Origin of the sequence: Corynebacterium tuscaniense, from assembly GCF_008693065.1 — a bacterium.
In the GTDB taxonomy this organism is placed as follows: Bacteria; Actinomycetota; Actinomycetes; order Mycobacteriales; family Mycobacteriaceae; genus Corynebacterium; species Corynebacterium tuscaniense.
In genome coordinates this window covers 1-13232 of sequence record NZ_VXKH01000020.1, presented here as the reverse complement: position 1 = coordinate 13232, position 13232 = coordinate 1, and the positions used below count along the sequence as shown (strand labels likewise).

Here is a 13232-nt window from a genome sequence, read left to right as displayed (position 1 = left end):
TCGGGGAAGTTGCTTGCGGGCACTGTTAATCATGATACGTCCTTGTTCCGTATCGAGTATTCGCTCGGCCTGCCTATCTTGTTACGGCAGCTCATCACGGAGCAAGGAAGTGTTCTTAACTGTGGGTTTAAAACAAGCCCCTATTGAGAGGAGTCTTCTGCGTCATCGCGGTTTTTCTCAAAGACGTCCATTACAGCTTGGAAGCGGGACTTCCACGATTTCTTTCCGTCGGCTGCTTCAGCCAGTTTCTCTTCCTCGTTGCTCTTCGGTGGCAGGGGTACCGCGAATTGGGCAGGTGCCGGCCCAAGGTTGCGGGCGGTGTTCTCCACGACTTTCTTGGCCAGCGCGCGGTTGGCGGTCACACCGGCAATAGCGCCGATGCCTAGTGGCATGATTTTGCCGATCCACATGCGGCGCAGCCTGCGGTTGATGCTCTTCATCACCGTGCGCGTCATCATGTTGTTGGCCTGGGTCAGGGTGGGGCCGGTGAATTTAGCCAGGGACTTCGTCGCGGTCAGTGCGGTTGCTTCAGGGCCAACGAGCGTATCGACGATCGCCGCACCCTGCGCCCCCGACAATGCCAATAGAACGATCGCGCGACGGCGCTCCGCGTCAGTAATATCCTCCCCACGCAGGTACGCCGAGCCCACGGTGTACACGGCTGCCATATCCACGAAGAGGAGGGACTCCGCCGCAATGGCCGCCGAGCCTGTAACAAATCCGACACCGGGCACAGCGGCCGCTCCACCAGCGCCGGCACCGGAACCGGCGGCGGCCTTCATGAAGTGCTTGCGCATGATCTCTTGGATCTCCGCAGGCGTGGCATCCGGGTTCGAGCGGCGCAGCCAGTTGACGTAACCCTTGATGAACCCGGATTGCAGGTGTACGGCACGGTCTAATCCTTTGATGAAGGTGCGGCCGATCCGGGAGGCATTCTCCTCACTAATAGCAGTGTTAGCGGGGTTCGCTTCTACCACCGCAACGTCCTGCTGCTTTTTCTTCCTGCCAAAAACCACTCTGGGGTATCTCCTTAATGTTGAGCGGGCAATCACACCATCCTAGGCCGGAAAATCTTTCCGCGATTAGAGTTGCTGTATGGCCAGCGACCCAGTTGTGATGACCACCGCCGGAAAGATCCGTGGCATCGTTGATCCCGCGACTGGCATGCGCACGTGGCGGGGCGTGCCATATGGGGAACCCACGGGTGGGAAGAATCGCTTTTCAGCCCCTCATGCGCGGGAGTCGTGGTCAGGGACCTTTGATGCCACCACCTTTGCTGAGCCGGCCATGCAGGGCACGTACGGGTGGAATGACAAGGTGATGGGCACGGAGGATTGCCTCACGTTGGACATTGTCCGCCCGGATACGGATGAGGAACTGCCGGTGGTGGTGTATATCCACGGCGGGACGTTCCTTACCGGCTTTTCTAATGAGAAGATTTTTCAGGGCCACCAGTTCGCCAAGGCCACGAACATTGTGTACGTCTCCATTAACTTCCGTTTGGGGGTGCTGGGGTATCTGGATATGCGCTCACTCGGCGAGGATTGCGTGGCTACTCCCGCCACTCATAATCAGATTTTGGCGTTGCAGTGGGTGCGCGACAATATCGCTGCGTTCGGGGGAAGCCCGAACCGCGTGACCATCATGGGGGAGTCCGCGGGAGCCAGCGCTGTTACCGCTCTCATGTCGTCGCCACAGGCAAGAGGATTGTTCCACGGGGCGATTGCGCAGTCCGCGCCCGTCGCCGCGGTGCACTCGCGTCTCCAGGCCGCTATGTGGGTGCGCGCCCTGCTCGATGGGATGGGCATGTCGCGCTTATCGACGATTTCTGATCTCCGCGCCGTCCCCGCCGAAGACCTCGTTCGAGTGGGCAACGCTTTGCTGATCCGCTCCGGTGAGATCCAGTACTTGAATCTCTCTTTCATGCCAACGGTGGATAACTCGGTTCTGCCGCAGCACCCGATTGACGCGTTCGCTGCACATGGGGAAGCCCCGGTACCGTTGATCATTGGGTCGAATTCGGGCGAAGCCAGCTTCACCAAAGCGATGTTCATGTTCAGTCGCACGCGGCAGAAGGCAGCTCGAAGGATCCTTGAAGTCTTCGATCCGGACAACGCCGACGAGATCTTGGCCGCCTATAACAACGCCACCGACCGCAGCGACTTTGCTGAGCTCGTTGCTGATGCCGTGTTCTGGGCGCCCTCCGTGCGCATTGCCTCCGATCACCGCCACGTAGCTCCGGTATGGATGTACCACTTCGACTTCGCTGCCGCACCCCTGCAGAAACTCGGAGTGGGTGCTGTCCACACCGCTGACTTGGAGACGGTGTTTGGTGCCCGCTTTACCACTCCCGCTGGCATCCTGCAGCACCTGAGTCCGCAGGCAGACTTTGACGCGGTCAGTGAGATGATGCAACGCCACTGGGGCTCTTTCTTCCATACCGGACGTCCCGGCGAGATCTGGCCGGAGTATGGCTTCAGCTCAGACACCGCGCCGGGCCGCGCCACCGCGGTGCTTCGCACAGACTCCACGGTGGTGTGGGACCCAAAGGCGGAGAAACGTCGCGCATGGGAGGGGTTCAATCTGACGCAGTGGGGCACCGGCCGCCGTGATATTGCGGAGAGTCTCGCGGATTTCTTGGGCATTGATCCGGATGATCCGCAGTGGAATCCTGCTGCGCCATAGCGTGCTGATGGCTAGGCTGGTTGCCGCTACCACAGGCAACACCCCAGGGCGTCGAAGCGGCGCTGCGGGCAACCAGAAGGGAACCCCACGTCATGAGCTTTTTCGAGGACATTGCCGCCGGTCTTGACCGGGAGGGAATCGAATCCCGCGTGCATGATGACACGATGTTTGTGCCCATCACCTCTGATGTTGAAATTCATTTTGTGGAGATCGACCAGCATCTTCCGGCCGCAAATGTGTACATCGCCGCCGCGGATGTGGATGCGGATGATGATGAATTTGAAGCAGTACTCGTCTCCGTTGTCTTCTCCGTGGAAGATGCTGTAGCAACTGTGGCTCGCCATATGGCTACCGATCAGGTGATCACCGTCCTACGCGATCTGTTGGAGGGCACGGATGAGCGCATTGGGGATGTGGAGTTCTACCAGGATCCGGTCGACCCGCACCTGGTGCGCGCCGAGGTAGGCACCAATGCCGAACTCCAAGTTCAGGTGGAAGAAGTCGATGGCACGCCGTGTGCGACCGTAACGTTTGTAGCCCTGCCCGATTCCTACGATGACCTTTTGGACGATGCTATTGGGGAACTCTGGGATTCAGACGGCGATGCGGAGCTTACCGATGAAGATCGGGAGCACCTTTTTGCCACCCTGCATGCTGAGGTTGCCTCCCAAGCGGAAACCTTGGAACTAGGTGTGTTTCACGACTTTGATCGCCTCTTCGACGTACTTTCTCTCGCCGCCGATCAGGCAGAGGAATGGGAAGCACAACTCCTCCCATTCGACGATGATGACTTCGATGAGCCGGACGTGTACGACATCTTCGGCGCCGACGACGGCGATGACGATGATGACGATGATGACGATGATGGCATCGACTACGACGACGAAGACGCCGACGAGGAGTAACTACGCCGCGGCGATCCCCTCAAACATGGAGGCAGGGGAGTAGACGGGCGTGAAGGTTCCGTCCACGAGCCAGACAAAAGTAGCGCCGGTGGGGGAGTACACCTCGTGCACAGCGCTGATCATGTCGGTGGGCACCAGGGCGCGAACCCAAGCCTCTGCAATCTCGCGGTTGACGGTGTACCCGGATGCGTCAGTGAAGCGGACCTCAATGAGGTAGGCGGGCACGTGTGATTCGCCGAAGCCCTTGATACGGGCTTGCGCGCGGGGACCAACTCGGCGGCGAGTAATCGCAGTCCTCAACGTGGGGCCGCCGGCAACACGGGGCAGTTCCCGGGTTGGTGGACGCCAGGTTGGGTTGGGCCGGGCCAGGGAGCGCGGGTGGTGGATGACGGCTTCAAAGCGCTCGAGGGCATCAGCATGGTTGGAACGGATAGTGCGGGCAATTTCTCGTGTGTTCGTCATGCTTCACAAGATAAGGGGCACCCACGACACGGGGCAGGAATGATTAGAACAACTATTCGAATGGGTTGCTTGAAACTTTGGAATCCGTGTTCTTACTCGGGGTGTTTTGATCCGGTGGGTCTGGGATGATCACTGTGCCCAGGAAGGAAAGGGCAACAGACAGCGCTGCGACTAGTCTCCAGCGCCGGTTCTTCGGCCGGGGCTTTTCCAGTTCGTCCATGCCGCGAAGAAGGATCATGTCTGACACAGTCAACAAGTGCGGTGTTTGCCCGCGAACCTTCATGGCCTCTTGGTAGGCCTGCAGTGCCCCTTGATCGGCGTTCTCGCAGTGGAACCACCAGAGACTAGGGATGAGAAAAGCAATACCCAGCAAGACGTTGCCGATGGCTGCGTTAGTGCCACCGTCACCACCGCTGAGGGCTCCAAAGATAGTGAGCGCGCCCAAGAACACCCCAGCAATGGCTAAGTGCCGTCGGTTCTTCTTCGACGGCTGCCAACCTCCGGAGGTGTTTGTGGGATCAGCAGCATTCGGCGATGGGGTGGTCATGGTGGAGCAGCACCTTTTGCATTGGAGTGTTTTTCGCAGGTGATAGTAGTGTATCCGGATACATGAGCACGCCTGAACCGATTCCCGGAAGTCCGCTGGCGCGGGCACCGGAAGTATCACCATTGCCCGCCATCCCCAAGGAAATTTGGGTGCTGGTGGCTGCTGCGTTTCTTATTGCGCTGGGTTATGGGATTATCGCGCCGGTGATCCCGCAGTTTGCCAGCAGCTTCGGAGTCACTATGGCGGCGGCAGCAGCGGTGGTGTCGGTGTTCTCCGCGGCACGGCTGGTGGGGGCGCCGGGGGCGGGAAGACTCGTGGATAAGCTCGGCTCCCGCAAGGTGTACATCACGGGCCTTGTCATCGTGGCGGTGAGCACCGGGCTGGTGGCTGTGGCGCAGGAGTACTGGCACATGCTGGCACTGCGGTTCATCGCGGGGCTGGGGTCCACTATGTTCACTATTTCCGCGCAGGCACTGATCGTGAAGGTGGCGCCACCGCAGATTCGTGGGCGGGCAAGCTCCACGTATGCAACGGCGTTTCTGCTGGGCAACATCATCGGGCCGATCATCGGCGCGGCGCTGTCATTTATGGGGATGCGCTGGCCTTTTGTTATTTACGGCACCGCTGTGGCGCTGGCTGCCGTGGTGGTGTGGGTGGCGCTGCCGAATTCGGATACGGATGTGTCCATGCTTCGGCGCCCCCCGATGCGCCTAGGTGAGGCGTTTACTAATCCGAGCTACCAGTCCTTGCTGGCCTCCATGTTTGCTAATGGCTGGGTGAACATGGGCGTGCGTGTGGCTATTTTGCCGCTCTTTGCGGCATCGGTATTCACGCACGGCGCGGCGGCTTCGGGCTTAGCGCTCGCTGCTTTTGCTTTTGGCAATGCGGTGACCCTGCAGTTCTCCGGGCGCCTGGCGGACAGTATTGGCCGTAAACCGCTCATCCTCACTGGCCTTACGGTCACCGCACTGGCTACGGGCACTCTCGGATTCGCTACTGCCGTGTGGACTCTGATCACCCTGTCCATCATCGCGGGCGTGGGCGGCGGCCTCATCGTGCCTAGCCAGCAGGCGAGCCTGGCGGACATCATCGGCAATGATCGTTCCGGTGGCAAGGCACTCTCCGCATACCAAATGTGTGGCGACGCCGGCCAGGTCCTTGGCCCCATCATCATCGGTGCGATCGCCCAGTCTCACGGTTTCTCCGCCGCGTTCATGGTGTGCGGCGTCATCGCCGCCGGGGCGTTTATCGTATGGGCAACCCTTGGCAATGAAACTCACCCCGACAAAGCAACCAGATAGAGCAAAAGACATCATGAGAGTCATCTACGACTGCGATCCCGGCATCGACGACACCTACGCGTTGATCTACCTCGCCGCCCTCGCGCACACGCAGGACATTGAACTTGAGTGCGTGACCACCAGCGCCGGCAACGTGGACGCCGACCAGTGCGCGCGCAACGCCGCCTGGATTCTCAGCCTGTGTGGCCTGCCCACGATTCCGCTTGCCGCGGGGATGCAGGCCCCACTTGAGTGGGAGCTCAACACCACACCGGATACGCACGGGGACACCGGCCTGGGCTATGCCACCGCACCCACGCGCCACGTTGAGCACGATTGGGCCATGCTGTGGTGCGATGCCATCGACCGCGGGACGGAGGACCTCCACCTCATCATCACCGGCCCCATGACCAACCTCGCCGCGTTCGCTCACCTGCACCCGCAGCACTACGCCAAGCTCAAGCACATCACCGTCATGGGTGGCGCGTTCCTGTACCCGGGCAACACCACTCCCACCGCGGAGTGGAATTTCTGGGTCGACCCCCACGCCGCCAAGCACGTCTTTGCCACCACGCCCACGCCGATCACCGTGTGCCCTCTCAACGTGACCGAGCGCATGATCCTCACGCCGGACCACCTCGAACACATCATTGACACACTGGGCACCTCACCGCTGGCACAACACCTTGAGCCCATCACCCGCTTCTACTTCGAATTTCACGAAGACACCGGCGATGGCTACCAGGCCCAAATCCACGACCTACTCACCGTCATGGTCGCACTCAATCAGGTCCCAGCGGATTTTCGCTTATCGACGGCCGACCTCGAACCCAATTCCCCTCTCACCCGCGGCACCTCCATCGCCGACGACACCGGCATGTGGGACCGCGACCCCAACGCGAACATCCTCACCGACACCAACCCCACCACCGCCTGGCAGCTTTTCGATGCCGCCTGCACCACCCACTCCCGCATCGCCGCCGGCGACCCCGCCCTGGAGCGCCTCCGGCATATGCGGGCGGATGATTAAGGTGTTGCTGCGACGTTCTTACGGGCAGTGAGCGACTCAAAAAGATCGACGGGCAAAGGCACACGGAGTTTAAGGTCCGTGGTGACAACATCAACTTTCTGGTCATTTTTGCCGAGCATCGTGGTCTGCTGTGGGTTAGTGGCATCCACCTGACCGAGGTAGTAGAAGTCGGTGCCGTCTGCATCCTCTCGTTTGGCAAATAGGTGAAGGTCCACGGCATTAGACAAAATCGGCTGAAGCTCGCGGCTGGCAAGTGTCCGGCGGTTACGGCTGAACCAGTGCAGCGTTGATTGGTTGAGTAGCGTGTCTTCGTAGCGGATGCTCTCCGAGATATCTGCATCCTTGTGATAGGTGATGAAGATCGGGCAGGTTCCCGACACGGCGTCGGTCTTGTACCCGTAGATTGTGGATTCTTGGTTCTTCGCCCAGTTGAGCAACCGGCAGGTGTCACGGCGGGAATAACGCTTGCCGCGTATCAGTTTGTCACTTGCGCCGTAGTGCTTCCGGTTCAGCAGCAGCCCGGTCTCGATGACATCATCGACATGACTGCGGAAGCTGCTGGTGGACCAATCGGCAGCGTAAGAATCGTATAACGCGTGGAACTCATCAGACAGCTTGAAAACAGAGCCTTCCTTGACGGCTAAAGGCGTTCCGCCGAAGGTTGTGCGCTGTTGGTCGGTGAACCACTCGAGGTTGAGGATGCGCTCAATCGTGTTTAAGCACCCTTCGCTGTGATCCAATCCCTGCTCTTTGAAGCGCGATGCGATCTCTCTTTGTTCAAGGGGACCTTCTTCGCAAAGCCACTTCATAACTAGAAGTTCCTGCGGCCTCTTACCGTTGAGGAGCTCGGAGGATAGGAGAGTGAGGTAGCCCTTCTCCACCGGAGACGGTGCGTATTCCACGAACTTTAATGAGTGGAGGAGTGACCAGTAGTTCTCGTAACGGCTGGCCATGACGTAAGGGTTCAACGATTCATGGGTTTCAAAATCAACCAGTCGTGGAAGCTTTCCAAGCCGATACTGCAACGTCTGAATAGCTTCTTTGAACTGACGCTTATCGATCAAGCGGGCTTTCTGGAGAGACTCGAGGATCCTTTGCGTTGAAACCTCATTAAAACTAATGGTTGATGCGCCGGCAACGGGATGAATTCCTGTTCGGCGAATCGTGTCGCGTGGAGTGTCTTTATCGCCAGATCGATCACCCGTCAGCGCGATCGGGATGAGGTAGTTGTTGGAATAGTTGCCAATGACGTCGATAACCCGGAGACTGTTCTTCTTGGCAGCTTTCCTCAAACCACGACCAAGCTGTTGGGTGAAAATGATCGAGGATTGAGTGCTGCGAAGCATCACCACAACGTTGACCTCAGGGATGTCAATACCCTCGTTGAAGATATCCACTGTGATGATGAAGTCGAGTTCGCCCAATTCGAGCTTTTCGACGTTTCTTTCCCGCTCAGGAACACTCGTCTGCCCACTCAATGCCACAGTCCGCAAGCGGCGGCCGTAGAGCGAATACTGGTTCAGTTCTTCTGAAAGGCGAGCAGCTTCCTTGTTGGAACTACAAAAGATCAAACCTTTCGTGCCACTGGGGAAGCAGTAGTCCTGCAGCACCTGGACAATATGTTCCACGCGCTCACGAGCCACCAACTCATCCACCGTTGACTCGTCCGAAATGGAATAACCATTCATCGACTCATAATCAGACACCCCGTAGTAGTTGAAGGGCACGAGCATGTGTGATTCGAGTGCGTCGCCCAGCCTGATCTCAAAAGGAACGTTGTGGTCGAACAACTCAAACACGTTGAAAGCATCTGTCCGTTCCGGAGTGGCAGTGAGGCCAAGGAGGAAGCGAGGACGGAAGTGATCAATGATGCGGCGGTAGGACTTTGCGCCAGAGCGGTGGACCTCATCAATAATTACGTAATCGAAGAGAATCGGGGAAATGTCAGAGAGATGTTCCAGGCGTGAAAGTGACTGAACAGTGGCAAACACGAAACGTCGGTTAACGTCGTGCTCTTGGCCAATGAAGAACCCAATGTCTGATTGGGGGCACCGGAAAACACGTTGAAATTCGCGGGCAGAATTCCGCAGGATCTGAGCCGTGTGGGCGATGAATAGGACACGCTTCGGCTCAAAATCACGAGCAGCAAGTGCTGCGAGGATCGTCTTCCCTGTTCCCGTGGCGGAAATGATGAGTGCCCGCTTCTCACCTTGATCAATGACTGTCTGCAACCGCTCCAAGGCTTGGGTTTGCATCGCGTTGGGAAGAATCTCCACATCCTCACCAGAAAGCAGAAGAGGCTGATCCTGTGGAGTCTTCACAATGACAGGTGGCTTACGGCGCTTCTCGTAACTCTGAATCCATTCCTCTGTTAGAGGCTCTGAGACGTCAATGTGCTTCGACAAAGCCTGGTTCAACTGATCAGCAATATCGCCGTCACTATAGGTTGAGAATCTGACATTCCATTCCGCATTGTTGACCAATGCGCCATGGGTGAGATTTGAGCTTCCTACCAGTGCTGTCGTGTAATCATCGTGGTGGAAAACATAGCCTTTCGCGTGATGCGATTGGCCGCTGATGATTCTCACATCGACGTTGCGCAGACTCAGCAGCTCCCGCAGGGCGTCAGGTTCATTAAAGTCCTGATAGTCCGAGGTGATGATGGTGCCGTGGCCACGGAATGTTTGCAATTGGAGCTTCAGATTTCCAATGCCGTGGTTCGTGACAAAAGCCACGGAAAAAATGAAGCTCTTAGCCGAGAGGAGCTCAGTGCGGATCGCTGCCATCATCGAGTTATCGGCATCGTTGGATACCAACATCGGACGAGTAGCGTCCTCACGCCAAGCGTTGCGGTCAATGAAACCGAACTGCGTGCCCGCCTGAACAAGATCTCGACTTTGCATGTTTATTGCGCAGTTCCCGTGATGATCTGGACCGCAGGAATATCGGCGGGGGCCCAGTCGAGGGATTCAAGCTCTGCAATGGGAACCCAGCGAGACTCAGCATGTTCGGTCAGAGTGGGTTCGGCGTCTGCAGGGAGAGAACAGTAGAACGTTGACAAGCGGACAACGCCAAAGCCGTATTCGTACTCGGTGGTGGTGATGTGGTTGCCCACGGTGGCGTCGATAAGCAACTCTTCCTTGAGCTCGCGCGCAAGCGATGCCTCCGGGGTTTCACCGGCCTCAATTTTGCCGCCGGGGAACTCCCACTTGCCGGCGAGGGCTTTGCCTTCACCGCGCCGGGCGGCGAAGACGGTGCCGTTGCGGAGGATGACGGCGCCGGTGACGTCGATAAGCTTTGGCATGCGTTTCATCGTATGGCAGTGGCTGGAAAATTAAACGGGAAGCTCGCCAATGCGTTCCGGGGGCACGGCGACGACGCCTGACTGGCTGTGCATTGGGCCGCAAGATGGGTACTTGTTGAGCTTGTATTCCTCGTCACCGGGGAAGAGGAAGTTGTTGCCGCCGCAGATCCAGCCATTCGGGGCCTCCCAGAAAGCGCCGGAGCCTTGTGGTGAAGTACCGGTGGGGGAGTCTGACATGTAATCGCTAAATATCGTCATGACTTCATCGCAGCTAAAACCATCTTCGAGGGTGACTACAGCGAGAGGGCTGCCGTCTGCGAGCGAGTGGGCCTCGCCGCAGGTTGTGCCAGCAGGAACAAGGCCGCCGTTGTTGGTATCTTCGGCTTCTTCCTCAGCTGGCTCGTCGGTGGAATCGGTGGGTTTCTCCTCGTGAGTCTCTGGCTGAGTCTCAGAGGATGCCTTGGGGGTAGCTGTCATCGATGGCTCGGCGATCTCTTCATTGGGGGAGCAGCCAGTCAAGACGAGTCCAGAGACAGTGATGGCAGCAAGAGTGAAACGAGTCAAACGCATAAGAACACAGTCTAGGCAGAAACGCCTGTTGCAATCAGGGATGCGGAGCCGGAGCCTTTAGACGCAGAGTTATCGCCGGTGCCAGCGCAGCAATGTGGGCGACGATTGCCGTTATTAACTTCGATGCCGCCGGAGACCAATTCCGCGACGCAGCTCCATCCCTCCGGTGAGGTCCACTGTGGCGGTGTCTGAGTCGAGGCGCGTACCGATGAACATGTATTGCGACATCACGTCTTCAGGGGCGTTGCAGGTCAATGCGTCTTCTCGTCGTCAAGCTCTGTAGCTTCCTGATTTGCAACTGTTATTTCAGGCGCTGGAATCGGATTCTTTCATCGCTGAACAATCAGCGAGGCCAAGCACCATGAAGGGAACTAAGAACGAGGCGGAACGCATACGCATACAGTGCGTGCTACCTAATGTGTGGCCCAGCTGAGGGAAATGGCTATAGAGCCGGCACTGACGTAGGCTTTGGCGTGATGAATATTGATGAATCCGCCGCTGAAGACCAGCAGGCGATGCCCCCGGTGGAAACCGGGGAAGAGATGGGGGCCGGTACTGAGGCCGGCGCGAACGAAGAAACTGAAAACAACGAGAACACCAAGAACCCTGAGGGCTCTGAAGGCTCTGAGTCCTCTGAGTCTGCTCAGAACTCTCAGCCCTTGCAGGAAGAGGGGAATGGGACGGACGAGGAGACGCAGACAAGCGGCTTTGATGGCCTTGACCTCCCGGGCGATGTCATTGACGCGGTGAAGAAGGTCGGCTTTGAAACGCCGTCGCAGATTCAGGCGCAGACGATTCCGCTGCTGATGGAAGGCCGCGATGTGGTCGGCCTTGCGCAGACCGGTACGGGTAAGACGGCGGCGTTTGCGCTGCCGATTCTGGCGCGCATCGATAAGAAGGACCGCCATCCGCAGGCCCTCGTGCTTGCGCCGACGCGTGAGCTGGCGCTGCAGGTGTCTGATTCCTTCCAGTCTTTCGCTGATCACCTGGGTGGTATTTCGGTGCTGCCGATCTACGGTGGCCAGGCATACGGCATCCAGCTGTCCGGTCTGCGTCGTGGTGCGCAGATCATCGTCGGTACGCCTGGTCGTGTGATCGACCACCTGGAGAAGGGCTCGCTGGACATCTCTGACCTGCGCTTCCTCGTGCTCGACGAGGCGGATGAGATGCTCAACATGGGCTTCCAAGAAGACGTGGAGCGCATTCTTGAGGACACGCCGGATGAGAAGCAGGTGGCGCTGTTCTCCGCGACGATGCCGAACGGTATCCGCCGCCTGTCCAAGCAGTACCTCGACGATCCTGCTGAGGTTACTGTCAAGGCAAAGACGCGTACCAACACCAACATCACGCAGCGTTACCTGTTCACCGCGCACCGCAACAAGCTCGACGCCATCACCCGCATCCTTGAGGTGACCGAGTTCGAGGCCATGATCGTGTTCGTGCGCACCAAGCACGAAACCGAGGAGCTCGCCGAGAAGCTGCGTGCACGCGGATTCTCCGCAGCAGCTATCAACGGTGATATCGCTCAGCAGCAGCGTGAGCGCACCGTCGATCAGCTTCGCGACGGACGTCTGGACATCCTCGTTGCTACCGACGTTGCCGCGCGTGGCCTGGATGTTGAGCGCATCTCCCACGTGCTCAACTACGACATCCCGAACGACACCGAAAGCTACGTCCACCGCATCGGCCGCACCGGCCGTGCCGGCCGTACCGGTGAGGCGATCCTGTTTGTCACCCCGCGTGAGCGCCGCATGCTGCGCTCCATTGAGAAGGTGACCGGCGCCAAGATCGAGGAGATGGAGCTGCCGACCGTTGATGAGGTCAACGACTCGCGCAAGTCCAAATTCGCTGATTCCATCACCGAGTCCCTGGAAGATGCCCAGCTGGACCTGTTCCGCGCACTCGTGCGCAGCTACTCCACAGAGCATGACGTGCCCATGGAAGACATCGCTGCCGCACTGGCCGCGCAGACCTCTGGCGACGAGTTCCTGATGAAGGAGCCGCCGAAGGACAAGCGCGATCGCCGTGACCGTGAGCGTTGGGACCGTGATGACCGCCGTGACCGCGAACGTGGTGACCGGTTTGATCGTGGTGGCCGTGGGGGCCGTGATCGTGGTGGCCGCGGGCGCTTCCACAATGATGACGTCAACTTTGACACCTACCGCCTTGACGTGGGCAAGCGCCAGCACGTCCGCCCGGGTGCCATCGTCGGAGCTTTGGCCAACGAAGGTGGCCTGACGAACCGTGACTTCGGACGCATCACCATTGGTGGTGACTTCACGCTCGTGGAACTGCCCAAGGATATGGACCGTGCCGTCCTCGACCGCCTGAAGGACACCCGCATCTCCGGCCAGCTGATCAACATTCAGCCGGACACCGGCGGGCCGTCCCGTGATCGCGGTGGCCGTGGTGGGCGTGGCGGTGGCCGTGGTGGTTACCGTTCGGGCCG

The 13232-nt window shown here is 58.7% G+C and carries 11 protein-coding genes; 5 read left to right on the top strand and 6 right to left on the bottom strand.

The genetic code is table 11. The features are described from left to right. Positions 1-140: 140 nt before the first annotated feature. Positions 141-1016 (bottom strand): hypothetical protein, encoded by an 876-nt coding sequence (locus F4V54_RS05445; protein WP_150386511.1) that lies wholly within the window; start codon positions 1014-1016, stop codon positions 141-143. A 79-nt stretch (positions 1017-1095) separates the two neighbouring features. Between F4V54_RS05445 and F4V54_RS05440 the strand changes: the two genes are divergently transcribed. Next, positions 1096-2685: a carboxylesterase/lipase family protein gene (locus F4V54_RS05440; protein ID WP_150386510.1), complete on the top strand. Its 1590-nt coding sequence runs from the start codon at positions 1096-1098 to the stop codon at positions 2683-2685. Positions 2686-2777: 92 nt separating this feature from the next. Beyond that, a complete protein-coding gene (locus F4V54_RS05435; protein WP_150386509.1) occupies positions 2778-3590 on the top strand; it encodes a hypothetical protein in 813 nt (270 codons plus the stop codon). Here F4V54_RS05435 and F4V54_RS05430 read toward each other — a convergent pair whose 3' ends face one another. Both F4V54_RS05430 and F4V54_RS05425 read right to left on the bottom strand, forming a co-directional pair. Continuing rightward, a complete protein-coding gene (locus F4V54_RS05430; protein ID WP_150386508.1) occupies positions 3591-4052 on the bottom strand; it encodes a hypothetical protein in 462 nt (153 codons plus the stop codon). Positions 4053-4104: 52 nt separating this feature from the next. After that, complete coding sequence (locus F4V54_RS05425; RefSeq protein ID WP_150386507.1) at positions 4105-4599, bottom strand: hypothetical protein; 495 nt, start codon at positions 4597-4599, stop codon at positions 4105-4107. 62 nt (positions 4600-4661) lie between these two features. Here F4V54_RS05425 and F4V54_RS05420 point away from each other — a divergent pair, with 62 nt between their 5' ends. Both F4V54_RS05420 and F4V54_RS05415 read left to right on the top strand, forming a co-directional pair. Beyond that, positions 4662-5900: an MFS transporter gene (locus tag F4V54_RS05420; protein WP_150386506.1), complete on the top strand. Its 1239-nt coding sequence runs from the start codon at positions 4662-4664 to the stop codon at positions 5898-5900. Between the two features lie 13 nt (positions 5901-5913). Next, entirely contained in the window at positions 5914-6909 is a 996-nt protein-coding gene (locus F4V54_RS05415) for a nucleoside hydrolase (protein WP_150386505.1), read from the top strand. Here the strand turns inward: F4V54_RS05415 and F4V54_RS05410 are convergent. Genes F4V54_RS05410 through F4V54_RS05400 form a run of 3 tightly spaced genes read right to left on the bottom strand, consistent with a single transcriptional unit; the run spans position 6906 to position 10783 of the window. Continuing rightward, complete coding sequence (locus F4V54_RS05410) at positions 6906-9812, bottom strand: DUF3427 domain-containing protein (RefSeq protein ID WP_150386504.1); 2907 nt, start codon at positions 9810-9812, stop codon at positions 6906-6908. The genes F4V54_RS05415 and F4V54_RS05410 overlap by 4 nt on opposite strands. 2 nt (positions 9813-9814) lie before the next feature. After that, the gene (locus F4V54_RS05405) at positions 9815-10213 is read right to left on the bottom strand and encodes a (deoxy)nucleoside triphosphate pyrophosphohydrolase (RefSeq protein ID WP_150386503.1); all 399 of its coding nucleotides are present in this window, start codon (positions 10211-10213) and stop codon (positions 9815-9817) included. A gap of 30 nt (positions 10214-10243) precedes the next feature. Then, positions 10244-10783 carry a hypothetical protein gene (locus F4V54_RS05400; protein WP_150386502.1) on the bottom strand — a complete coding sequence of 180 codons (540 nt, stop codon included), beginning with the start codon at positions 10781-10783 and terminating at the stop codon, positions 10244-10246. Positions 10784-11325: 542 nt separating this feature from the next. On the opposite strand from F4V54_RS05400, the gene F4V54_RS05395 reads away from it, so the two are divergent. Next, positions 11326-13232: DEAD/DEAH box helicase (locus F4V54_RS05395; protein ID WP_428840482.1), on the top strand; the 1907-nt coding region annotated here is incomplete at its 3' end.